The organism is Streptomyces sp. MJM8645 (assembly GCF_001625365.1).
Classification (GTDB): Bacteria; Actinomycetota; Actinomycetes; order Streptomycetales; family Streptomycetaceae; genus Kitasatospora.
This window is the reverse complement of sequence record NZ_LJJF01000001.1, coordinates 7069568-7092312: the sequence shown is the minus strand read 5'-3', so window position 1 is coordinate 7092312 and position 22745 is coordinate 7069568. Positions and strand designations below refer to the sequence as shown.

Sequence of the window (22745 nt, the reverse complement as noted above, 5' to 3'; positions counted from 1 at the left end):
GCCGCCCGGTGACGTCCGGTGAGCGGGACGGCGCACGGCGGGCCCGCCGTGCGCCGTCCGGACGGCCGGGTCAGACGATCCGGGACAGGTACCCGTTGTCGACCAGCCAGAGCACGTTCAGCTTGGCCGGGCCGCCGGGCACCAGGGCCGCGTCGAGCTGGTACTGCAGGCCCCAGCCGGGCTGGCCGAACCACGGGGCGATCGGGCCGGCGTGCACCTTGAAGGGCTTGACCACCTTGTAGTCGTGGTAGTTGCAGCCCGCCGGCGGGGTGCCGTCGAGGCTCTGCGGCGGGATGGAGCGGGTGGAGTAGGGCAGCCCCTCGGGGGCGAGGAAGGCGCCGTACTCGCTGCCGTAGCGGTCGATGTTCTGGTTCGGGTAGAGCGTGAGATCGAACTCGACCGGGGTGCCGTCGGGCAGGGTGACGTAGCCGTCGGACGGCGGGTAGATCCAGCCGCCGGCGCCGTTGTTGCCGGCCGGGTCGTAGTAGGTGGTGAGGAACTGCTGCTCGCTCAGGGAGCCGGTGCGCTGGTAGCCGACGAGTTCCCGGCCGACCCGGCCGGTGGTGGGCAGGTCGGCGGGGCCGAGCCGCTTGTCACCCTGGTAGAAGTCGGCGGAGCACTCGTCGGGGGGCGTGGCGGCCCGGGCGGAGCCGCCCGCGGTGGAGGCGCCCGCGGTGGCGGTGTCGGCCGCGGCGGCCGGGATGCTCGGGGCGATCAGGGCGGCGGCTGCGGCGAGTGGCGCGACGAGCAGGCGAAGGCGAAGGCGCACGGTGTCTCCGTCGTGAGGGGGGGTCGCACGGAGGGGACGTCCTGCTCACCCTCCGTGTCCGTTTCGACACCAGGCAAGCGGATCAGCTGATCATCCGTCAACACGACTAGGCCGAAGACGCACCGAATTCCCCGGTTCCGGCCAACCCCGGGACGCCGGACCGGTTCACCCGAAAGACTGAGCGGTCCGGCACCGACCCCGGCACGCCGCGCAACCACCCGTCAGCGCCCCGGCGCGACCCGCCCGATCAGGTGGAGCAGCCGGTCGAGGGCGTCGTTGGAGTTGGGCTCGGTGAGGTTGACCATGAGCCGGAACGCCACCTTCAGCAACGCCGGGTGGCCGAGCCCGGCGGCGCCGGCCGCGCCGAGCAGCCTGGGCCGGCCGAGCAGGTCGGCGGCGAGGCGGCCGAGCGCGAAGTAGCCGGCGTAGGCGGAGCGCAGCGCCTGCGGGTAGGCGCGCAGGGCCAGTTCGCGGCCGCGGTCGGTGCGCCGGGCGAGGGCCTGGACGATGGTCTCGGCGGCGTAGCGGCCGGATTCCATCGCGTAGGCGATGCCTTCGCCGGTGCCGGGGCTGACCGTGCCGCCGGCGTCACCGATGAGCAACAAGCCGTCGGCGTAGTGGGGTTGGCGGTTGAGGCCCATCGGGAGGGCGGAGCCGCGGACGGGCTCGGTGACGGCGTCGGGGGTGTAGCCGTACGCGGGCGGCAGGCTGTCGCACCAGCGGCGGAGCAGGTCGCGCCAGTCGAGGTCGACGTGGGCGGTGTCGAGGACGCCGAGGCCGACGTTGGCGGTGCCGTCGCCCATGCCGAACACCCAGGCGTAGCCGGGCAGCAGGCGGCGGGCGGGGTCGCCCGGGTCGCGCAGGTCGAGCCAGGCCTCCAGGTAGCGGTCCTGGTGGCGGGGGGTGGTGAAGTAGGTGCGGTAGGCGACGCCCATGGCGCGGTCGGTGCGGCGGTAGCGCTTCATCGCGACGGAGAGGCGGGTGGAGTTGCCGTCGGCGGCGACCACGACCGGCGCCTGGTAGCTGACGGGCCGGCGCTCGTCGCCGAGCTTCGCGGTGACGCCGGTGATCCGGCCGCTCCGCTCGTCCACCAACGGGCCTGCCACGTTGGCCCGTTCGATCAGCCGGGCGCCGGCCGAGGCGGCCCGGCGGGCGAGCAGTTCGTCGAAGTCAGCACGCCGGCGGACGAGTCCGTGGCCGGGGTAGGCGGACAGCTCGGGCCAGTCGAACTCCAGCGCGCGCCGGCCGGAGATCAGCCGCAGCCCCTGGTTGTGCAGCCAGCCGGCCTGCTCGGAGACGTCGATGCCGAGGTCGGTCAACTGCTTGACGGCGCGCGGGGTGAGGCCGTCGCCGCAGACCTTCTCGCGCGGGAACGCGGACTTCTCCAGCAGCAGGACGTCCAGGCCGGTGCGGGCGAGGTGGTAGGCGGCGGTGGAGCCGGCCGGGCCGGCGCCGACCACGATGACGTCGGCGTCCTCCTCGGTCCGGGCGGGCCGGGGGGCCCGACCGCCGTCTGCGGGCACCTGCTGCTCTGGGCCGGGCATCACGCACTCCCACGGGGTCGGATCGGCTGCGGGCCCGACGGGGCCGCAGGGGGCCCCGGACGGACTCGGACAGGGTCATTCGGACGGGGCCATTCGGACACGGCCGGACTCGGCGGTCCGAGACGGACGATAGAGAACCACGGCACCCGCCCGCCGCCCCGACACGCGGGCCCGCCCCGATGACCGGTCAATACCGGCCACCGGGGCGGGCGCGCGGTCACCCGCCGGTTCGGAGCCCGCCGTTGACCACCGCGCCGGACACGGCGCCCGGCCCGTCGGTGGGCCGCCGTCCGGCACGCTCCCCCGGGAGACCGCAGAGCCCCTGCCTCCGACGGCGGTGTCGGAGGCAGGGGCTCTGGGGAACTGCTGCGGCGGCGTCAGGGGTTGAGCGCCAGCACCACGTAGGCGGCCAGCACGGCGAGGTGCACGGCGCCCTGGAGCGGGGTGGCCCGGCGCGGGATGACCGTCAGGGTGCCGAGCACGATGGTCAGGGTCAGCAGCACCATGTGCGCCGGGCCGAGACCGAGGACGAGCGGGCCGGAGAGCCAGGAGGAGGCGATCGCGACGGCCGGGATGGTCAGGCCGATGCTGGCGAGCGCCGAGCCGAGGGCCAGGTTGAGGCTGGTCTGCACCCGGTTGCGCAGGGCCGCGCGCAGCGCCGCGATGGTCTCCGGCAGCAGGACGAGCAGGGCGATCACGACGCCGACGACGGAGTGCGGCAGTCCGGCGTCGTCCACGGCGTGCTCGATGGTCGGCGAGACGCCCTTGGCGAGGCCGACCACGGAGACCAGGGCCACGCCGAGCAGCAGCAGGCTGATCCAGGCGGCCTTGGCGGTCGGCGGCGCGGCGTGGTCCTCCTCGTCGAGCACCCGGCCCTCGGGGGTGACCGGCAGGAAGTAGTCCCGGTGCCGGAAGGTCAGGGTGGTCACGAACAGCCCGTACAGCACGATCGAGGCGGTGGCCGCGAAGACCAGCTGGGTGGTGGAGAACTGCGGGCCCGGGGAGCTGGTGGTGAAGGTCGGCAGCACCAGGCTGAGGGTGGCGAGGGTGCCGATGCAGGCGAGCGCGGCGCCGGTGCCCTCGGCGTTGAAGACGGCGGTCCGGTACTTGATCGCGGCGACCAGGATGGACAGGCCGAGGATGCCGTTGCAGGTGATCATCACGGCGGCGAACACGGTGTCCCGGGCCAGGGTGGCGGACTTGGAGCCGCCGTCGGCCATCAGCGTCACGATCAGCGCGACCTCGATCACGGTGACCGCCACCGCGAGCACGAGCGATCCGAAGGGTTCCCCGACCCGGTGCGCGATCACCTCGGCGTGGTGCACGGCGGCGAGCACGGCGCCGGCCAGGAAGCAGGCGACGACGCCCACCACCCAACCGGGCAGGTCCCGGTGCCAGGTCAGGGCGAGGACGACGAACGACACCACCGGAACGACGACGGTCCATTGCGCGGTGGCCGCGCGGAGCTTCGTGATCATGCCGCCGAGCATCCCAGACCGGGGGCCGCCCACCCGGCTGACCGCGCCGGGATACGTAGGGATGTGGTACAACTCATCCCGTTTTGCCCGCTCACCCGCCGTAGTCGGCGAGATACCGGAGCACCTTGTCGACGTGCGGGCGGACCCGCTCCGGGACACCTTCGGCGGCCGCCACCGTCTTGTCGCTGGTCCGGTAGGCGGCGGTGACCAGGGCCGGCAGGTCGCGGGTGAAGCCCCGGTGCTTGAGCTGCTGGTCCAGCCAGCAGACGTAGTTGCCCATCGCGGCGATCGCGTCGCCCGGTTCCAGGTAGGACTTGGGGCCGTCGTGGGCCGCGGCCTTCGCCCAGGCGTCGAAGACGGCGGGCGTCCACATGGCGATGCCGTACTCGCCGGTCTCGGGGCGGGCCGCGTTCGGGTCGAAGCCGCTCTCGGCCTTGAGCATCGCGGCCAGCAGCACCGGGGTGATCTCGGGCTCGGGGCAGCGCCGGGCGGCGTCCTCGATCATGCCGCGGTAGGCCACCGGGACGTCGGAGCCGGCCGGGATCGCGCCGGGCAGCGGGGGCGCGGCCGGGTGGGCGGCCGACCCCGCGGCGGGTCCGGCGGCGGGTACCGCGGCGCCTTGCTCCGCAGCCTCCGGCTCGGGGGCCCCGGTCAGGACGAGGACGGTGGCGGCGCAGGCCAGCAGGCCGGTGGCGGCCCGCAGGGCGGCGCCGCGGCGGCAGGCCGGACGCGCGACGGCCCGGGCGACCAGCGCGGCGAGGTCGGTGCGGGCCCGCTCCTCCCGCCCTGGGGCCAGGCAGGCGGTGACCACGGCCCGCCAGGGCCCGGGCAGCGCCTCGTCCAGCCGCAGCGGCGCCGCGCCGCGCGCGTACGCCTGGGCGGCCAGCGAGCGGGCCCGGGCGGTGGCGCCGAGGAACGGGTGCAGGCCGCCGGTGAGCACCTGGTGGGCGATCACCCCGAAGGCCCAGATGTCGGCACTGGGGCGCACCGCGACGCCGCGCGCGCCGGTGCGCTCGGACCACCACTCGGGCGGGACGTGGTCGGGCGAGCCGAGCGGCGGCGCGTAGGCGTGGGTGCCCTCCAGTTCGGCGGTGAGGCCGAAGTCCGCGATCTTGGCGGTGCCGTCGGGCATCAGCAGGATGTTGGCCGGTTTGAGATCCCCGTGCACCCAGCCGCCCCGGTGCATGTGGGTGAGCCCGGCGCAGACCTCGGTGAGGACGCGTTCGGCACCGGGCACCGGGGCGCCGGGGCGGGCGGCGGCGAGGACGTCCTGGAGGCTGCGGGCGGCGCGTTCCATCACCAGGGCGACGGCGCCGTCCAGGCCGGGGTGGGCCGGGTCGTCGACGACCGTCACGGCGAGGGTGCGGATCAGGTGGGGGTGGTCCGCGCGGCGGCTGAAGCGCATCTCGCTGCGGGCGACCTCCGTCATGGTCCGGCGCTGGCCGGGGCTGAGCCGGGCGGGGCTGAGCAGTTTGACGGCGGCCGGGGTGCCGTCGGGGCCTTCGGCCGCGTACACGCTGCCCCAGGCGCCGGCCCCGAGGTAGGCGCCGGTGCGGTAGCCCGCGAGCCGGTAGCCGGCCGGCACCTCGAACTGCCGCTCCGGCAGGGGCTGGTCCTTCTCCGGCACCCGCTGCTCGGACGCCGGCTCGACGGGTACCGGCTCGACGGGCGGCTGGCCGGCGGGCCTCACGGTCGGGCGACCGGGCGCCGGGGCGGGAGCAGGGCCAGGTGCTCCTCCCGGACGAGGTCGAACTTCAGTGCCAGGGCCGCGAGTTCTTCGCGCTTGCCGCCTCCGGGTCCGTCCTCGTACGGCTCGCGCAGCCGCAGCTTCGTCCACACCAGGTAGTCGATGTGGTAGTTGACCGCCGAGCGGGTCAGCCCGTGGCAGGAGGGCAGGGCGCGCAGCCGGGCCAGCACGTCCGTCACGCCGGGGACGACGGCGGCGGAGGGCGAGCGCAGCCGGGGCTCGCAGAGCGCGAGCAGCACCAGGAAGTACTTGGCGGTCGGGTCGAGGGCGAACGGGTTGACGGTGAGTTCGCCCTCGACGCCGCCTGGCCGACCCTCCAGGTACGCGTGTTGCGGGGCGAAGACCTTGAACGAGGCGGGTTCGCCGAGGGCGGGCAGCAGCACCCGGGAGAACTCGAACGGGACGGGCGCGCCGAGCCGGCCGGGCGCCACCTTGACGTGCTCGCCCGCGCCCTCCAGGTTCTCCACCACGTAGGTGGCGGAGGTGCTGAAGTTGGACAGCCGCCAGTAGTCCTCGGCGGCGGTGACCTCCCCCGCGCGCCGGGAGACGCCCTGGTCGGGCAGCGGGATGGGGGCCGGGCGGCCGGGCTCGCCGCGCCCGAACACCGCGGCCTCGCCGGGGCCCATCCGCAGCAGGCCGGGCGGTTCGCCGGGTGCCATCACGGGCCCCCGGTCGGGCAGTTGCACGATGACCGTGTCCACGCAGACACCTCCGTGGTTCGGGTCGATGCTAACGGCCCGATTCGCCCCGACGGCAGTTCGCCACTCGGACGAGTGAAGGGACACCGCCAACCCGGCCCGGGCGTCGCCGAGTTGCCCGCAGGCCTCCCACCTGGCGGTCCGTCGACCGCCCGACAGGCGGTTGCAGCACGTAGTTGAATGGTCACCTTGAGTGTGACGCAACACACACGCGACATGACCACGTTCTGTGCAAGACTCATCTCAAGGAGTGAGATTCCCTTAATTTCCAAGGAGGTTCATATCATGCGCGCTCGGATCGCAGCTGTGACGATGATGGTGGCAGGGATAGCAGGCCTGGCGGCCGGACCGGCCATCGCGGCCCCGGCGACGACCGAGAACGAAGCGGTGGCCTGCGCCGCCGTGCTCAACACGCCCTGCATCTCGCACCAGCACGACGGCGAGGGCTTCTTCGGCGTCGCCCAGGTCTCCGCCGACTCGCGCCAGTTGACGATGGTTCAGGTCGAGATGCGGACCCAGAAGGCCTGGGGCAGCCCGTGGGAGACGGTCGCCTCCGCGACCACCGTGCGCCTGGGCTCCGCGAAGGCGGTCACCCCGCGCGTCGTCACCACCGACCTGCGGATCATCTGCGCCACCGCCGGCCCGGCGCTGGAGGCGGCCCAGCAGGTCACCACCTGTACCAACCCGTTCTGACGGGCGGCTCCCGACCCGTCCTGACGGACTGCGCCGCTCCACCAGCACCGAGGTCCTCGATCGACCCGACCCACCCCACCGCCGGGGCGTCCGCGCCCCGGCTCCAGGGCCGGCCGCCAGCGCACCCGGCGGCCGGCCCGTCGGCATGTGCAGCCCCGCAGGCCGGCTCCCGGCGGTCCAGGGGCCGGCAGAGCGGCTCCGACCAGGGCCCGAGTGGACCTGGAGCACCCGTTCACGGCAAACTGGTCTAGACCTCAAGGGTCTAGACCAAGCACCCGGCTCAGAACGGTGGACCAGTATGGAAATCGTGATCGTCCCTGACGCCTCAGCGGCCGGCGAACTCATCGCCGCGGCGATCACCGATCTGCTGACCGGCAAGCCCGAGGCCCTGCTCGGCGTGGCGACCGGCTCGACGCCGCTGCCGATCTACCAGGCCCTCGCCGAGCGGGTCCGCGACGGCCGGCTCGACGCCTCCCGGGCGCGCATCTGCCAGCTCGACGAGTACGTCGGCCTGCCCGCCGGCCACCCCGAGTCCTACCGCTCGGTGGTGCTGCGCGAGGTCGTCGAGCCGCTGGGCCTGACCGAGGACTCCTTCCTCGGCCCGGACGGCAACGCGACGGACATCGCCGCGGCGGCCGCCGCCTACGACCGCGCGCTGGCCGCGGCCGGCGGCGTGGACCTCCAGCTGCTCGGCATCGGCACCGACGGCCACATCGGCTTCAACGAGCCCTGCTCCTCGCTGGCCTCCCGGACCCGGATCAAGACGCTCACCCGGCAGACCCGCGAGGACAACGCCCGGTTCTTCGACAGCCTCGACGAGGTCCCGCACCACGTCATCACCCAGGGCATCGGGACCATCCTGGAGGCGCGCCACCTCGTCCTGCTCGCCACCGGCGAGGCCAAGGCCGAGGCCGTCGCCCTCTCCGTCGAGGGGCCGCTGTCCGCCGCCGTCCCCGCCTCGGCGCTGCAGCTCCACCCGCACGCCACCGTGGTGGTCGACGAGGCCGCCGCCTCCGGCCTCAAGCTCGCCGACTACTTCCGCGACACCTACGCCGCCAAGCCGGCCTGGCAGAAGCTCTGAGGTCGGCGGGCCCGTTCGGGAGGCAGTCGCCTTCCGAACGGGCCCGAACCGCATTCCTTTCCAGCAGCACCCGGCGGTCAGCGCCCGCGGAGCCAGTCGCCGAAGGCCGCCAGGGCGGGGCCCGGATCGCGGCGCCCCAGGCCGATCCGGAAGCGGTCGACGGGGGCGGGCGTCAGGTCGGAGTGGAACATGCTCGCGGGCAGCAGCAGGACGCCCGCCTGCTCGACCAGCGCGGTACAGAAGTCCTCGACCCCGTCCGCCCCGAGGTAGCGCGGGTAGGCGACGCAGCCGCCGTCCGGGGCACGCCACTCGAAGAGGTCGCCGAACTCGGCGAAGAACGCGTCGAACCGCGGCAGGTTCTCCGCGATGATCGCGCGGTTGCGCGCCAGGATCTGCTCACGGGCGTTGATCGCGATCCGGGCCAGCACCTCGCTCGGCGCCGAGTTGCAGATCGTGGTGTAGTGCTTGGCCCGCTCCAGCCGGGAGCGCAACTCCCGGTCGCGGCAGGCGATCCAGCCGATCCGCAGGCCGGGCAGGCCGAGCGACTTCGAGGTGACGTTGAGCGAGAGGGCGCGCGTGGAGAGGTCGGCGGCCTGCGGCAGCGCACGGGCCGGGTCGCGCTCCAGACCGCGGTAGACCTCGTCGGAGAAGAGCCGGATGCCGCGCTCGTCGCACAGCTCCACCAGACGCGTGAAGTCGGCCGCGTCGATGACCTTGCCGGTCGGGTTGTGCGGGAAGTTCACCGACAGCACCCGGGTGTTCGGGCGCAGCGCGGCCGTGACCGCGTCGAGGTCGAGCGCCCAGTCGTCCTTCTCGTCCAGGGCGACGCCGGTGACCTCGCAGAGCGAGAGCGGGATGGTCTCGGCGGACTGGTAGTTGGGGGTCACCACCACGGCGTGGTCGCCCCGGTCGAGGAGCACCTGCATGGCGAGGTTGAGCCCCTCCTGCGCGCCGCCGAAGCAGAGCACGTCGTCGGCGTCGACCTCCTGGTACATCCCGGCGATGGCGCGGCGCAGCTCCGGATCGCCGTAGGTCTCGGTGTAGCCGAGGGCGAGGCCGTCCCAGGCCCGGCGGTCCTCGGGGCCGGCCAGGGCGAGGAGTTCGGCCATCGTCATGGTCTGGGCGTCGGAGGCGGCGAGGTGGTGGCGGGCGCTGAACTCCCAGCGCGAGAAGTAGGTTTCGAGCCTGAAGTCGGGGAGCCTGGTCATCTCTCTGTCACTCGCTCTCGTCGGCGCCGGCGTCGGCGTCTGTGTCGGGGTGCCGGGGCTCGGGGGCCTGCTTGAGCTCGGCGAGCAGGGTGTAGGCGGTCGAACGGGAGACCCGCAGTGCGGTGGCGACGGCCGGGACGGCGCGGCGGACGGCGAACACCCCGGCCTGGTCGAGTTCGCGCAGGACGGCGAGCCGGTCCTCGCGGCCGAAGCGTTCGAGCGGGCGGCCGTGCGCGCGGACGTAGCCGCCGATCACGTCGTTCATCCGCTCCGTCCAGTCGCGTTCGAAGAGCGGTTCGGGGCGGGGCGCGGTGGGCGCGGCGAAACCCGCCAGCAGGGCGGCGGCGTGCTCCAACGGGCCCCGGTCGAGGTTGACGCAGAGCACCGCCGAGGGCCGTCCGGCATCGTCGCGCAGCACGGCGCTGACGGAGGAGAGCCGGCGCCCGTCGGGCAGCAGCTTCTCGTAGGGCCCGTAGACGTCGGGGGCGGACGGGTCGAGGGTGTCCAGTTCGCCGAGCAGCGACGGGTCGCCGGGGGTGCGGAGGGTCATCGGGTTCCAGATGGCCAGCACCCGGTCGGCGGTGGCGTCGTGCAGCACCACCTCGGCGTACGGCCCGAGCAGCAGGGCCACGGCGCGGCAGACCGGTGTCCAGGTCCGGACGCGTGGGTCGGGGGTTTCGGTGGTCATGTTCGGACTGTACGTCCAGACCGGACGTTTAGTCCAGATGTTTCGTTCAGGCGTTTCCTTGATGCGTTTCGTCCGGGCATCCGGCGCCTGCGGCGACGGCGACGACGAAGGCCCCGCCGTGACGCCGGCGGGGCCTTCGGTGATCGGGGAGGGTCAGTGGCAGGTGATCAGCAGTCCGAGGACGGCGGTGCAGCTGCGGGTGTCCCGGCTGGTGGCCGGGGTCGGGTCGGCGGGCACGCCGGCGGTGCGGGCCACCGTGACGTCGAAGCTGCGGATCAGGCTGAGCAGGCCGACCGAGATCGAGAAGTGCCGGGTGGTGCTCGCCCCCTTGGCGAGCGGCCCGGTGAGCTTGCAGGTGAGCTTGGTGCCCGCGATGGTGCAGTCGCTGGAGGTCGCCGCGAGGCCGGCCGGGAGGTCGGCGGAGACGGTGCCCGAGGTCAGCGTGTCGGGGCCCTGGCCGGTCAGCGTGACGGTGTAGTCGACCCGGCCGCTCAGCAGGTTGGACACCGGCGTGGCGGTCAGGGCGACGCCGAGGTGGGCGCTGGGGGCCGTGTAGCTGAAGCGGTCGGCGGCGACGGCGGCGCTGGTGCCGCCGGGCGCGGTGACCCGGACGTCCACCGGCCCGGTCACCGTGGTGGCGGGGGCGGTGGCGGTGCAGCTGGTCTTGGTGCAGTTGAAGGCGGTGGCGGCGCCCGCCGCGCCGAAGGTCACGGCGGTGGCGCCGTTCAGGTCGGTGCCGGTGACGGTCACCGTCGTGCCGCCGACCCCCGAGCCGCCGGACGGGCTGATCCCGGTGACGGCCGGGACGGGCAGCGGGAAGTCGAGCACGTCGACGGCGCCGCCGGTGAAGTCGGTGAGGTAGCCGCGCCGGCCGTCGCCGGTGATCGCCAGGCTGTACGGGCTCGCGCCGACCGGGACGGTCGCGGTGACCGTCCGGCTGGCGGTGTCCACCACGCTGACCGTGTTGTCGGCGTAGTTGGAGACGTACGCCGCGCTGCCGTCCGGGGCGAGCGAGACGGCGTACGGGCCGGCGCCGACGGCGACGGTGCCGACGAGCGTGTTGCCGGTGGTGTCGACCACGCTCGCGGTGGCGTCGTCGGCGTCGGCGGCCCACAGTCGGGTGCCGTCCGGGCTGAGCGCGAGGCCGAAGACGCTGTGGCCGACGGGAACGGTGGCGCTCACCGTGCTGCTCGCGGTGTCGATCACGTTCACCGCCTTCGCACCGGAGGCGGCGACGTAGAGCCGCTTGCCGTCCGCCGAGACGGCCAGCCCGTGCGGCTCGGCGCCGACCGGGACGGTGGCGGTGACCGTGTTGGTGGTGGTGTCCAGCACGCTCACCGTGTTGGCCCCGGCGTTGCCGACGTAGGCGCGCGAGCCGTCCGCGGAGAGCGCGAGGCCCCACGGCTGGGCGCCGACCGGGACGGTGGCCGTCACGGTGTTGCTCGTGGTGTCCACGACGCTGACGGTGCCGTCGAGGTGGTGGGTCAGGTACGCCCGGTGCCCGTCGGGCGACAGGGCGACCGCGTAGGAGCCGGTGCCGGCGGTGAAGGTGGCGGCCACCGTGTTGCTCGTGGTGTCCAGCACGCTCACGGTGCCGCTGCTCTGGCTGGTCACGTAGGCGTGGCCGCCGTCCGGCGTGAGCGCCACGCCCGCCGGGTAGGGCGCCACCGGCACATGCGCCTTGACGGTCGGCGGCGGTGTGGCGGCCTCGGCGGTGGCAGGCTGCGACAGCAGTGCGGCCGTGGCCGCGGCTATCGCGGTCACGGCCGTCCAGGTGCGCCCGGGTGCGCGACGTGTTCTCACGAGTCTCTCCAGCATGGTCGGTCAAGGGATGCAACGCCGGTCGCTCCAGCCCCCTGCGGATCCGGAGCCGCACGAAGCGTAGAAGCCGGTATGACCATCCGTCAGGGACTGATCGGTAATGTCGCCAACTGTTCAGATTCGACCGAGATTCGGACACCAGCAGCCGCCCGCCCCCCTCCCCGTCGCGACCGGGGGTCGGTCTGGGGCCGGGCGCGGGCCGGGCGCGGGCTGGTCTCGGGTGGGTCGGGACCGGTCGGGGCGGGGCGTGCAGGAAATTGGAGTTGTGGAGTCGCATTCGATAGCGTTTCGAACGTGAGGCTGACCAAGAGCACCGACATCGCCCTGCGGATCGCCATGCGGCTGGCCGTCCTGGGCGAGGACGCCAACCCGACCACCCGCGAGGTGGCCGAGGCGGTCGGCGTGCCGTACACCCACGCGGCGAAGGTGGTCAGCCGCCTGCAGCACCTCGGGGTGGTGGAGGCCCGGCGCGGACGCGGCGGCGGGCTGCTGCTCACCTTCGCCGGCCGGACCGGCTCACTCGGCCTGCTCCTGCGCGAGCTGGAGGGGGTCGGCGACGTGGTCGGCTGCGAGGACGACCCGCCGTGCCCGCTGCGGGCCGCGTGCCGTCTGCGCGGTGCGCTGCGGACCGCCCAGGAGGCGTTCTTCGCCTCGCTCGACCCGCTCAGCATCGACGACCTGGTGGCCGCGCCCACCGGGCCCGTGCTGCTCGGCCTCACCACCAGACCCACCGCCTGATCCCCCACTCCCCATCCCCCATCCCCCCGGGGCCGGGCTCACGCACGGCCTTTAATGCGAATCTCACATACCAGTTAGGAGCCGGACTGATGCTGTCCGCCAAGTCCGCCGAGGTCATCGAGGCCACCCTGCCCGTCGTGGGCGGCGCCATCGGGGACATCACCCCGCTCTTCTACGACCGGCTGTTCGCCGCCCACCCGGAGCTGCTGCGCGACCTGTTCAACCGCGGCAACCAGGCCAACGGCACCCAGCGGCAGGCGCTCGCCGGGTCGATAGCCGCCTTCGCCGGCGCGCTGATCGCCCACCCCGACCAGCGGCCGGACGCGATGCTCGCCCGGATCGCCCACAAGCACGTCTCCGTCGGAATCGACAGCAGCCAGTACCGGATCGTCCACGAGCACCTCTTCGCCGCCATCGTCGACGTGCTCGGCGAAGCCGTCACCCCCGAGGTCGCCGCCGCCTGGGACGAGGTGTACTGGCTGATGGCCAACGCCCTCGTCGCCGTCGAGGACCGGCTGCGCGCCGAGGTCGCCGCCGGCGGCGACCAGGCCGACCTCTGGCGCCCCTACACCGTCGTCGCCCGCTACCAGGAGACCGACACCGTCACCACCTTCCTGGTGCGCCCCGCCGACGGCGGCCCCGTCCCCGCCGCCCGACCCGGCCAGTACGTCTCGGTGCGCACCGAACTGCCCGACGGCGCCCGGCAGATCCGCCAGTACAGCCTCTCCGGCACCGCCGACGGCGCGCTGCGCTTCACCGTCAAGCGCGAGCCCGGCGGCGAGGTCTCCGCCCACCTGCACGACCACCTGCACACCGGCGGCCTCGTCCACCTCGCGCCCCCGCTCGGCGACATCGCCCTCGCCGGCGGCGACGGGCCGGTGCTGCTCGCCTCCGCCGGCATCGGCAACACCCCGATGACCGCCATGCTCGACCACCTCGCCGCCACCGGCTCCCCCCGGCAGGTCGTCTCGGTGCACGGCGACCGCGACCAGCTCACCCACGCCTTCCGCGCCGACCTCGCCCAGCTCACCGCCAAGCTGCCGAACGCCACCGCCCACGTCTTCTACGAGCGGCCGCTCGGCGACTGGCCCGCCGAGCGCACCGGCCTGGTCGACCTCTCCACCGTCGACGTCCCGGCCGGCACCACCGCCTACCTGTGCGGCCCGCTGCCCTTCCTGCGCGCCGTCCGCGAGCAGCTCCTCACGGCGGGCGTCCCGGCGGCGGACATCCACTACGAGGTGTTCGGCCCCGACCTCTGGCTCGCCTGAGACCCCCTGAGGTCCCCGACATCCCCCGGCCCGCTCGGTACGATCACGAGCGGGCCGGCCGGTGTCGCCGGACGAAAGGAGGGCCGATGCGGGTCGCACTGTTCGCCACCTGCGTCAACGACGCGCTGTTCCCCGCCACGGCGGTCGCCACCGTCCGGCTGCTCGAACGCCTCGGCGTGACCGTGGACTTCCCCGCCGGGCAGACCTGCTGCGGGCAGCCGCAGTACAACACCGGCTACCGGCAGGCGTGCGAGCCGCTGCTGCGGCGCACCGCACGGGCCTTCGCCGGGTACGAGCACGTGGTGACGCCCTCCGGATCGTGCGTGGCCATGGTCCGGGACAACTACCCGCGGATCGGAGCCCGGGCCGCCGCCGACGGCCGGGGCGGCGAACTCGACTCCATGGCAGCCTCGTTGACGCCCCGGGTGTACGAACTGACCGAGTTCCTCACCGATGTGCTCGGCGTCGAGGACGTCGGCGCGCACTTCCCGCACACCGTCACCTACCACCCCTCCTGCCACGGCCTGCGGGTGCTCGGCCTCGGCGAACGGCCGCTGCGGCTGCTGCGCGCCGTCCGGGGACTGGAGCTGGTCGAACTGCCCGGCGCCGAGGAGTGCTGCGGCTTCGGCGGCACCTTCGCCGTCAAGAACGCGGCCGTCTCGGCGGCCATGGCCGAGGACAAGATCGCCCACGCGCTCGGCACCGGCGCCCAAGTCCTGTGCGGCGCCGACAACTCCTGCCTGCTGCACCTCGGCGGCACGCTGCGCCGCCGGGGCGCGGCACTGCGCCCGCTGCACCTGGCGGAGATCCTCGCCAGCACCGAGGAACACCCGTGGAGGCCCGCATGACCGGCACCTTCCTCGGCATGCCCGCCTTCCCACAGGCGACCTCTGCGCAGGCGACCTTCCCGCAGGCCGCGGCGGAGGCCGTCCGGGACGAGCGGCTCCGCGCCAACCTGCGGCACGCCACCCACACCATCCGGGACAAGCGGGCCCGCGCCGTCGCCGAACTCGACGACTGGGCCGAACTGCGCGCCGCCGGCAAGGCGATCAAGGACCACACGCTGCGCCATCTCGACCGCTACCTCGTCCAGTTGGAGGAGGCCGTCACCGCGGCCGGCGGCGTCGTGCACTGGGCGGCCGACGCCGAGGAGGCCAACCGGATCGTCGCCGACCTGGTCCGTGCCACCGGAGAGACGGAGGTCGTCAAGGTCAAGTCGATGGCCACCCAGGAGATCGGGCTCAACGAGGCGCTCGCCGCCGAGGGGATCACCGCCTACGAGACCGATCTCGCCGAGCTCATCGTGCAGTTGGGCGACGACCGGCCCTCGCACATCCTGGTGCCCGCGATCCACCGCAACCGCACCGAGATCCGGGAGATCTTCGCCGAACGGATGGCCGCCTGGGGCCGCCCCGCGCCCGAGGGCCTGACCGACTCCCCCGCCGAACTCGCCGAAGCGGCCCGGCTGCACCTGCGGGAGAAGTTCCTGCGCGCCCGGGTCGCGGTCTCCGGCGCCAACTTCATGGTCGCCGAGACCGGCACCCTGGTGGTCGTCGAGTCCGAGGGCAACGGCCGGATGTGCCTCACCCTGCCGCGCACGCTGATCTCCGTCGTCGGGATCGAGAAGGTCGTGCCGACCTGGCAGGACCTGGAGGTCTTCCTGCAACTGCTCCCCCGCTCCTCCACCGCCGAGCGGATGAACCCGTACACCTCGCTGTGGACCGGCACCACGGAAGGCGACGGCCCGTCCGCCTTCCACCTCGTGCTGCTCGACAACGGGCGCACCGCCGCGCTCGCCGACCAGGTCGGCCGCCAGGCGCTGCGCTGCATCCGCTGCTCGGCCTGCCTCAACGTCTGCCCGGTGTACGAGCGGGCCGGCGGCCACGCCTACGGCTCGGTCTACCCGGGCCCGATCGGCGCCATCCTGACACCCCAACTGCGCGGCACCACCAGCCCCTTGGACGCCTCGCTGCCGTACGCCTCCTCGCTCTGCGGGGCCTGCTACCAGGTCTGCCCGGTGGCGATCGACATCCCCGAGGTGCTGGTGCACCTGCGCGAGCGGGTCGCCGAGCAGGGCGGGCACCCGCTGGAGCGGGCCGCGATCGCGGCCGCCGGGTACGTGCTCGACCACCCGGCGGCGCTCGCGGCCGCCGAGCGGCTCGCCGGGCGCACCCGCGCGCTGCACCCGCACCGGCTACCCGGCCCGGGCCGGGCCTGGACCGACACCCGGGACCTCCCGGAGGTGCCCGCCGCACCGTTCCGCGACTGGTGGCGAAGGAACCGCTCATGACCGCACGGGAGTTCATCCTCGCCCGGATCCGCGCCGCACTCGCCGACCCCGACCCCGACCCTGGCCCTGACCCTGGCCCGGACCGGGACCCCGACCGGAACCGGGACCGGGCAGCGGAGGAGCCGGTCGCCCGGGACTACCTGCGTACGCACAGTCCGGACGATCCGGCGGCCCTGCTCGACCTGCTGCACCACAACCTGGCCGACTACCGGGCCCGGGTGCACCGCTGCACCGAGGCCGAACTGCCCGCCGTCCTGGCCCGGTTGCTGGCCGAACGCGGCAGCCGCACGGTCGCCGTGCCGCCCGGACTGCCGCCCGCCTGGCTCAGCGCCACCGCCGTCACGGCCGTCCCCGACGACGGCACGCTCACCGCCGCCCGGCTCGACGCCGTGGACAGCGTCGTCACCGGCTGCGCGCTCGCGATCGCCGAGACCGGGACGATCGTGCTGGACGCCGGACCGGGCCAGGGGCGGCGGCTGCTCACCCTCGTCCCGGACCACCACGTGTGCGTCGTCCGGACACCCGGGCAGGTCGTCGCCTCCGTGCCGCTCGCACTGCCCCGGCTCGACCCGGCCCGCCCGCAGACCTGGATCTCCGGGCCGTCCGCGACCAGCGACATCGAGCTCGACCGGGTCGAGGGCGTGCACGGCCCGCGCACCCTGGAGGTGCTGCTGGTCGAGGGCTGACCGGACCGCCGCGGCTCAGCTCATCGTCACGACGCTGTACCTGTCGTCCTGCGAGCTGTCCCAGGCGACCTGCACCCGGCAGTCGACCGGCCGCCCGGAAGCGGCCAGCCCCTGCCCCGCGATGGCCGCCGTCGGGTCGGCCAGCGTGCTGAACAGGCCGCCCGCCGGCGGGGCGCCGCCCGGTGCGAAGCCCAGGTCCGCGGGCGCGACGGCCGTGGGGTAGAACACCGCCCGGCCCGTGATCGTGTACGTCCCCCGGGTGGTGTCCTTGCGCTTGCGGCCGGGGATGACCGAGCACAGCGAGAAGGTGTCCTCGGCGCCGTCCGAGACGTTGCCCGCCGCGTCCACCGTCCACAGCTCCCAGTAGCGGGCGACCGTGGCGTGGGCGCTCGACCCCTTCGCGGTGATGTACGAGTCGATCCGGCTGCCCGACATCGCGTTCCAGTTTGTGCCGTCCCACTCCTCCACGGCGAAGACGCGGTTGATCTCCTGGATGATGACGCCCTGCTGGGGCGCGGCGACGCTCAACTGCCGCCTGCGCTCGAAGTAGCCGCACTCGCCTTCCAGGTCGTCGGCCGTCAGGTGGGTGAGCGCGATCTGCGTCGCCGGCCCGGCCCCGGGTGTGGGGGCCCGCTGGACCGGCGTCCCCGCGCCGCCGGAGGCCTCCTGGCCGTGCCGCTGCTGCTCGACCAGCCGGGCCACCGCGGCGTTGCCGAGGGTGCGTTGCAGGGGCAGGGCCATCGTGGGGGACAGCGGGCCGGCGGCCGCGGCCTCCCGGGCGCCCTCGGCCGGGAGGTCCGCGCTCCGGCGCTCGGGCGCCGCCCTGCGCCGCCGCGCCGCCTCGTCCTCGGATGTGGACGCCTGATCGCGCATGTGGCCCTCCCGTCGGCACGGCACCGCCCCGGATGCCCTGGCCAAGCTCTACCGGACGGCGGGGCGGCCGGGAAGGTCCGCGAGGGCAGCGCGGAGGGCAGTGCGGAGGGCAGTGCGGACGGCAGGGTCCGATTCAGGCGGGCCGCAGCTCCAGCGTGCAGCACTTGGCTCCGCCGCCGCCCTTCAACAGCTCCGAGACGTCCACCGGGACCGGCTGGTAGCCGTGCTCGACGAGCCGCCCGGCCAGGTGTTTCGCCGCCTCGGGCAGCAGCACCCGGCGCCCGTCCGAGACCGCGTTGAGGCCGAACACCTCGGCGTCGGCCCGGTCGGCGAGGAGCGCGTCCGGGTACAGGGTGCGCAGCACGGCCCGGCTGTCGGCGTCGAAGGCCTCCGGGTAGTACATGACGTGGTCGTCGGCGAGCACGGCCAGCGCCGTGTCCAGGTGGTAGAAACGCGGGTCGACCAGGGTCAGGCCGACCACCGGGACGCCGAAGAACTCGCCCGCCTCGGCGTGCGCGGCCCGGGAGGTGCGAAAGCCCGTCCCGGCGAGCACCCGGCCGCCGGCCACCAGGTGATCGCCCTCGCCCTCGTTGACGTGCCCGGCGCGCTGCACCTCGCGGTAGCCGTGCGAGCGGAACCAGGCCTGGTAGGCCTCGGACTCGGCGGCGCGCTCCGGGTAGCGGAAGGTCGCGACCAGCGCCCGGCCGTCCAGCACGGTCGCGCCGTTGGCGGCGTAGACCATGTCGGGCAGGCCGGGCACCGGGTCGATCAGCTCGACGGTGTGGCCGAGGCGGCGGTACAGCCAGTACAGCCGCTCCCACTGGCGGACGGCGAGCGCGGTGTCGGTGGGCTGCGCCGGGTCCATCCACGGGTTGATCGCGTAGTCGACGGTGAAGTACGTCGGCCGGCACATCAGGTAGCGCCGCGGCCTGGCGGTGCGCTCCGGGGTCTGCGTGGGCATTCCTCAACCGTCCTCGGGTGCAGGGGAGTTCGGGGATTCCGTTCCCCAGGCCGCTGCCCCGGCAGGGCTGTTCGCACACCCGCGCGGGCGCCCCCGGCGGGCGCAGGCCCCCGCGCACCCGGCGCGGGCTCCGGCGCACGCGCGGCCGAGTGCCACGGGACGGACCGCGCCGAGCGTCACTGGCAGGCCGCGCCGAACGTCACCAGCAGACCGTCACCAGCGGACCGCGCCGAAGTCCACCGGCGCGGGCCGCAGGCCCCGACAGCGGTCGGCGAGCGCCCGCAGCCGGGCCGCCGCCTCCTCGGCGGGCATCCGGTGCCGCTGGCCGTGGCCGGGCAGCAGCCACTCGAAGCGCAGCGCGTCCAGGCTGCGGTCCAGCGAGGCGGAGAGCTCCTCGATCGAGTACCAGGTGACGGTGTCGTACACCTCCAGGTCACCGGTGGTGCGGGACCAGTACAGGGTGTCGCCGGTGAAGCAGTACCACTCGTCGACCAGGTACAGCACGCTGCCGCGGGTGTGGCCCGGGAAGGGGTGGGCGGTGACGCCGGGGGCGACCTCCACCGGTTCGACGCCGTGCAGCACCCGGTCGGCGTCGGGCGCGGCGTCCAGGTCGCCCTCGTGGATCCAGAGCCGGGCGCCGAGCCGGTCGGCGTACGCCCGGCCGTGCGCCGCGTGGTCGCGGTGCGTCAGCAGGATGTCGGTGACCGGGCCGAGGGCCTCGTACCGGGCCGCGAGCGGCTCGGCGTAGCGGGGCGTGTCGACCATCAGCCAGCCCGCGGGTCGGCGGCAGAGGTAGGAGTTGGCCCCGGCGTTGTGGCGGGAGTTGTGGCCGAGCAGCAGCAGGCCGTCGTCGAGGGCCAGCGGGAAGGGGTCGGTGGCCGGGTCGAGCGGGCCGGTGCCCGGCCGGATGGAGCGGGTGGGGCAGGCGTGGGCGGCGGCGAGCAGCTGGCCGTGCTCGGCCTCGTCCTGCGGCTGGCGGACCAGCTCGGAGCGGCCGGCGCGCTCACGGATCAGTCCTGGCGCGAGCTGCCGGGCCACGTCGCAGTTGGTGCAGCGGTCGTCGACGGACCACTGCCCGGGCAGGCCGGAGGTCGGATTCAGAGCCATGGATGTCTTCCCCCTGGAAGGACGGCGGCCGGGCCGGCCGCGCCCTTCGAGCATCGGCCGGGTGGGCCCAAAAGTGCTAGGGGGGCGGGATCTTGTGGTTTCCGGGGGCCGTCGCTCTGCACTCCGGCTGTATTCCGGGTGGGGCACGTGGCCCATCTCACGTGCCGCCGGGGTCACCTACGGTGGCGTAGGTCACTTGAATGGGTGAACTATCTCCTTCATGCCGAACCTCCAGGAGACCCTTGACCTCAGTTCGTATGCCGCCCTCGGCGACAGCTTCACCGAGGGCCTGAACGACCCCGGTGCCGACGGCGCCTTCGCCGGCTGGGCCGACCGCCTGGCCGGGCTGCTCGCCGACGGACGGCCGCCGGGCGGGTTCCGCTACGCCAACCTGGCGGTGCGCGGCCGACTGCTGGACCAGATCATGGCCGAGCAGGTGCCGCAGGTCCGCCGGCTCCAGCCCGACCTGGCCACCTTCTGCGCCGGCGGCAACGACATCCTGCGGCCCGGCAGCGACCCGGACGAGGTCGCCGAGCGATTCGAGGCGGCGATCGTCCAACTCACCGCCTCCGCCGGGACGGTGCTGATCTGCACCGGCTTCGACACCCGGGACGTACCGCTGTTCAAGCACCTGCGCGGCAAGATCGCCACGTACAACGGGCACATGCGGGCGGTCGCCGACCGCAACGGCTGCAAGGTGGCCGACCTGTGGTCGCTGCGCGCCGTCCAGGACCGCCGGGCCTGGAGCGAGGACCGGCTGCACCTCTCCCCCGAAGGCCACCAGCGGGTCGCCCTGCTGGCCGCCCGTTCCCTGGGGCTGCGCACCGAGCAGGACCCGGAGGCGCCCTGGCCGGCCACCCCGGAGCTGTCCGCCGCCGACCAGCGGCGCGAGAACCTCCAGTGGGCCCGCGAGTACCTGCTGCCCTGGGTCGGCCGACGACTGCGCGGGGAGTCCTCGGGGGACCACGTCGAGGCCAAGCGGCCTGATCTGCTCCCGCTCTGACGTCGCGTCAGGCGGCACCGGGCGCTGCGGTCCTCCTCGCAGTCCTTGCGGCCCTCGCGGTCTACACGGCCTTCGCGGTCCGCAGCACCCGGTGCACCAGCGCAGCGAACGCGGCGCCGACCAGGTACCAGAACAGGTCCGGCGGGTTGAACGTCGACCCCAGCACCAGCCGGGCCAGCCCGCTGCGCCGCCCCAACTCGTCGGGCACACCAGTGATCTGGAACAACTCCACCGCCCAGCTCAGCCCCGCCGCCACCACCGCCGCCCGCCCCGGCCGCACCCTGGGCGCGACCAGCACCACCAGCGCGTACACCAGCACCGTGTAGAGCGCGTCCCCGGCGTACTTGGCGACGTCCCCGCCCAGCCCGGCCCGCACGCCCAGCCCGGCCGCCACCGTCGCCCCGGCCGCCAGCAGCGGCACCGCCCGCACCCGCAGGCGCCCCCAGAGATCATCCACCCGCCCCACCCTACGACCCGCCCGTCGGCCACCGGCGTCCGATGCCGGGGCTGGCCCGGACGGGTGACTTCGCGCATCCGTGACGCCCGGGCGTCGTTGGCCGCTGCGTGACCACACACCGAAGCCTGCTCCGCATGGCCGCCGCCGCCCTGTTCCTGACGGCCGCCACCATCCCCTCCGCTGCCCCGGCCGGCGCCGCCGCCCACACGACCCACCCCGCACCGCGGATCGTCCGCGGCATCCTCGAACCCCCGCTGCCCATCGACCAGTTCCCGCCCCAGGTCGAGGAGGCGTGCCACATCTGGCACGACCTGCACTGGCCGACCGCGAACGCCCCTCGGGACTACCCGGTGGCCGACTCCCCCTACGTGATCCGCGGCAGCAACGTCTACGGCAACCGCAGCGGCGACCTCCCCCAGACCGGCCACTACCGCGAGTACGACGTCAACCCGCGCTCGCCCGGCCAGCACCGCGACGCCGAACGCCTGGTGCGCGACCCCGCCACCCAGCACGTCTGGTACAGCGACGACCACTACGCCAACTTCCGCGAGATCAGCTCGGGATGCTCCTGATCCGACCCCACGGACACCGCCCGCAGGCCGGGCCCGGGCACGTCACTCGCGTGACCACTCGGTCTCGGCCTCGGGCTCGCCGACGGCGTCGGACCCGCCCCAGACCCGGACCCTGACCGCCCGGGGCCCCGGGGCCGGTCGGGACAGCGTGCGCACGAACACCTCGCGGACGTGGTTGGCGGCCTGCTGGGGCGGCCCGTCGTACTCCAGGGGGTTCGGCATGGGCTCGCCGCCCTGCCGGGCCCAGTGGCCGTCGTCGTTCTGGGTCTCCAGGACCCATCGGTAGTGCCGCATCCTGACCTCCTCCGGCCCGGGGCCGCTCCTCGGTACAGTCCGGCCAGCGCAGTCCGGCCAGCGCAATCCGGTCAGGGCACTCCGGTCGTGGGCTCGGAACCGATGCCGGTGTCCAGCAGGATCTGCCGCGCCGAGTCGGTGCCGCCGGCCCGGACCGCGTGGGCCATCGCGGTCAGGGCCGCTTCCCGGCCCGCCTGCGGCGGAACCACGAGCAGACTGAAGTGATCACGGTCGCCCCGCGTGACGATCACCGTGTCGTCGCCGACCGGATACCGGTCGATGCGCACCGACCGGCCGTCGACGACGATCCGGGCCGGCACCTCGTCCCAGGCGTCCGCGTCCAGGCCCACGCTCGCCACGGGGCCGAGGTGTTCAGTCAACGCGCCGACCAGACCTGGCAGTTCGGCGCCGATGTTCCGCGACCGCGGCCACCAGGCGCCGTCCAGTGCGCCCTCGCGGGACCGCGTGGTCTCCAGGCGCAGCAGGACCGTCCCCGGTTTCACCGCCTGCCGGAAGCGGTCCGGCAGAAGCCCTGAGTGCGGGGCACCGGCATCGTCCGACATGGCTCGCCGCCTCTCCGCGGGCGCGGATCGGGCCCGCTGAACGGGGCCGGCCCTTCGGTTCCGCAGCTCGGGCCGCCCCGCCCTCCCACGGTACTCCGACCGCACCGGGGCCGAACGGGCGCGAACGGGCGCCGCCGGACGCCCGCGCGGGAGGGCGCGGTCCTGCTCGACGACCCGGCGGCGGTCCTGCGCCACCGGGAGCCGCG

The 22745-nt window shown here is 74.2% G+C and carries 23 protein-coding genes; 9 read left to right on the top strand and 14 right to left on the bottom strand.

The window, feature by feature from the left end; translation table 11 throughout:
- Positions 1–70: 70 nt before the first annotated feature.
- The 5 genes from A6F73_RS29815 to A6F73_RS29795 form a co-directional block, all read right to left on the bottom strand.
- Entirely contained in the window at positions 71–769 is a 699-nt protein-coding gene (locus A6F73_RS29815; protein WP_208869129.1) for a TNT domain-containing protein, read from the bottom strand.
- Between the two features lie 221 nt (positions 770–990).
- Entirely contained in the window at positions 991–2313 is a 1323-nt protein-coding gene (locus tag A6F73_RS29810) for a geranylgeranyl reductase family protein (protein WP_063350605.1), read from the bottom strand.
- A 377-nt stretch (positions 2314–2690) separates the two neighbouring features.
- Positions 2691–3791, bottom strand: a complete 1101-nt coding sequence (locus A6F73_RS29805; protein ID WP_063351661.1) for an ionic transporter y4hA — start codon at positions 3789–3791, stop codon at positions 2691–2693.
- 91 nt (positions 3792–3882) lie between these two features.
- Positions 3883–5481 carry a serine/threonine-protein kinase gene (locus tag A6F73_RS29800; protein WP_244293548.1) on the bottom strand — a complete coding sequence of 533 codons (1599 nt, stop codon included), beginning with the start codon at positions 5479–5481 and terminating at the stop codon, positions 3883–3885.
- The gene (locus A6F73_RS29795) at positions 5478–6239 is read right to left on the bottom strand and encodes a hypothetical protein (protein WP_063350604.1); all 762 of its coding nucleotides are present in this window, start codon (positions 6237–6239) and stop codon (positions 5478–5480) included. The genes A6F73_RS29800 and A6F73_RS29795 overlap by 4 nt, the downstream gene beginning before the upstream one ends.
- Positions 6240–6521: 282 nt before the next feature.
- Here A6F73_RS29795 and A6F73_RS29790 point away from each other — a divergent pair, with 282 nt between their 5' ends.
- Entirely contained in the window at positions 6522–6929 is a 408-nt protein-coding gene (locus A6F73_RS29790) for a hypothetical protein (protein WP_159398573.1), read from the top strand.
- A 298-nt stretch (positions 6930–7227) separates the two neighbouring features.
- Positions 7228–8010, top strand: a complete 783-nt coding sequence (locus tag A6F73_RS29785) for a glucosamine-6-phosphate deaminase (protein WP_063350602.1) — start codon at positions 7228–7230, stop codon at positions 8008–8010.
- A gap of 77 nt (positions 8011–8087) precedes the next feature.
- Here A6F73_RS29785 and A6F73_RS29780 read toward each other — a convergent pair whose 3' ends face one another.
- The 3 genes from A6F73_RS29780 to A6F73_RS29770 all read right to left on the bottom strand — a co-directional run bounded on the left by A6F73_RS29780 (position 8088) and on the right by A6F73_RS29770 (position 11709).
- Complete coding sequence (locus A6F73_RS29780) at positions 8088–9218, bottom strand: pyridoxal phosphate-dependent aminotransferase (RefSeq protein WP_063350601.1); 1131 nt, start codon at positions 9216–9218, stop codon at positions 8088–8090.
- 7 nt (positions 9219–9225) lie between these two features.
- A complete protein-coding gene (locus A6F73_RS29775; RefSeq protein WP_063350600.1) occupies positions 9226–9906 on the bottom strand; it encodes a PAS domain-containing protein in 681 nt (226 codons plus the stop codon).
- Positions 9907–10059: 153 nt separating this feature from the next.
- Positions 10060–11709, bottom strand: coding sequence for a YncE family protein (locus A6F73_RS29770; RefSeq protein WP_159398572.1), 1650 nt, complete (start codon positions 11707–11709; stop codon positions 10060–10062).
- A gap of 312 nt (positions 11710–12021) precedes the next feature.
- On the opposite strand from A6F73_RS29770, the gene A6F73_RS29765 reads away from it, so the two are divergent.
- The 5 genes from A6F73_RS29765 (at position 12022) to A6F73_RS29745 (ending at position 16709) form a co-directional block, all read left to right on the top strand.
- Positions 12022–12465, top strand: coding sequence for an Rrf2 family transcriptional regulator (locus tag A6F73_RS29765; protein WP_063350598.1), 444 nt, complete (start codon positions 12022–12024; stop codon positions 12463–12465).
- Between the two features lie 89 nt (positions 12466–12554).
- Positions 12555–13733 (top strand): globin domain-containing protein, encoded by a 1179-nt coding sequence (locus A6F73_RS29760; protein WP_063350597.1) that lies wholly within the window; start codon positions 12555–12557, stop codon positions 13731–13733.
- Between the two features lie 86 nt (positions 13734–13819).
- The gene (locus A6F73_RS29755; protein ID WP_063350596.1) at positions 13820–14581 is read left to right on the top strand and encodes a (Fe-S)-binding protein; all 762 of its coding nucleotides are present in this window, start codon (positions 13820–13822) and stop codon (positions 14579–14581) included.
- On the top strand, positions 14578–16023 hold the full coding sequence (locus tag A6F73_RS29750) for a lactate utilization protein B (RefSeq protein ID WP_063351659.1): 1446 nt from the start codon (positions 14578–14580) through the stop codon (positions 16021–16023). The genes A6F73_RS29755 and A6F73_RS29750 overlap by 4 nt, the downstream gene beginning before the upstream one ends.
- A complete protein-coding gene (locus tag A6F73_RS29745) occupies positions 16020–16709 on the top strand; it encodes an LUD domain-containing protein (RefSeq protein WP_063350595.1) in 690 nt (229 codons plus the stop codon). The genes A6F73_RS29750 and A6F73_RS29745 overlap by 4 nt, the downstream gene beginning before the upstream one ends.
- A gap of 15 nt (positions 16710–16724) precedes the next feature.
- Here the strand turns inward: A6F73_RS29745 and A6F73_RS29740 are convergent, their stop codons facing one another.
- The 3 genes from A6F73_RS29740 to A6F73_RS29730 form a co-directional block, all read right to left on the bottom strand.
- Positions 16725–17582, bottom strand: coding sequence for a hypothetical protein (locus A6F73_RS29740; RefSeq protein ID WP_208869128.1), 858 nt, complete (start codon positions 17580–17582; stop codon positions 16725–16727).
- 133 nt (positions 17583–17715) lie between these two features.
- Complete coding sequence (gene ddaH, locus A6F73_RS29735) at positions 17716–18543, bottom strand: dimethylargininase (protein ID WP_063350594.1); 828 nt, start codon at positions 18541–18543, stop codon at positions 17716–17718.
- A 213-nt stretch (positions 18544–18756) separates the two neighbouring features.
- Positions 18757–19650 (bottom strand): ferredoxin, encoded by an 894-nt coding sequence (locus tag A6F73_RS29730; RefSeq protein WP_079136131.1) that lies wholly within the window; start codon positions 19648–19650, stop codon positions 18757–18759.
- A 220-nt stretch (positions 19651–19870) separates the two neighbouring features.
- Between A6F73_RS29730 and A6F73_RS29725 the strand changes: the two genes are divergently transcribed.
- Complete coding sequence (locus A6F73_RS29725; protein ID WP_063350593.1) at positions 19871–20653, top strand: SGNH/GDSL hydrolase family protein; 783 nt, start codon at positions 19871–19873, stop codon at positions 20651–20653.
- 61 nt (positions 20654–20714) lie between these two features.
- Here the strand turns inward: A6F73_RS29725 and A6F73_RS29720 are convergent, their stop codons facing one another.
- Positions 20715–21110, bottom strand: a complete 396-nt coding sequence (locus A6F73_RS29720; RefSeq protein WP_063350592.1) for a DUF2809 domain-containing protein — start codon at positions 21108–21110, stop codon at positions 20715–20717.
- 134 nt (positions 21111–21244) lie between these two features.
- Between A6F73_RS29720 and A6F73_RS29715 the strand changes: the two genes are divergently transcribed.
- The gene (locus A6F73_RS29715) at positions 21245–21682 is read left to right on the top strand and encodes a ribonuclease domain-containing protein (RefSeq protein WP_063350591.1); all 438 of its coding nucleotides are present in this window, start codon (positions 21245–21247) and stop codon (positions 21680–21682) included.
- A 42-nt stretch (positions 21683–21724) separates the two neighbouring features.
- Here the strand turns inward: A6F73_RS29715 and A6F73_RS29710 are convergent, their stop codons facing one another.
- Entirely contained in the window at positions 21725–21976 is a 252-nt protein-coding gene (locus A6F73_RS29710; protein WP_063350590.1) for a hypothetical protein, read from the bottom strand.
- Between the two features lie 71 nt (positions 21977–22047).
- The gene (locus tag A6F73_RS29705) at positions 22048–22539 is read right to left on the bottom strand and encodes a DUF5994 family protein (RefSeq protein ID WP_063350589.1); all 492 of its coding nucleotides are present in this window, start codon (positions 22537–22539) and stop codon (positions 22048–22050) included.
- Positions 22540–22745 lie beyond the last annotated feature (206 nt).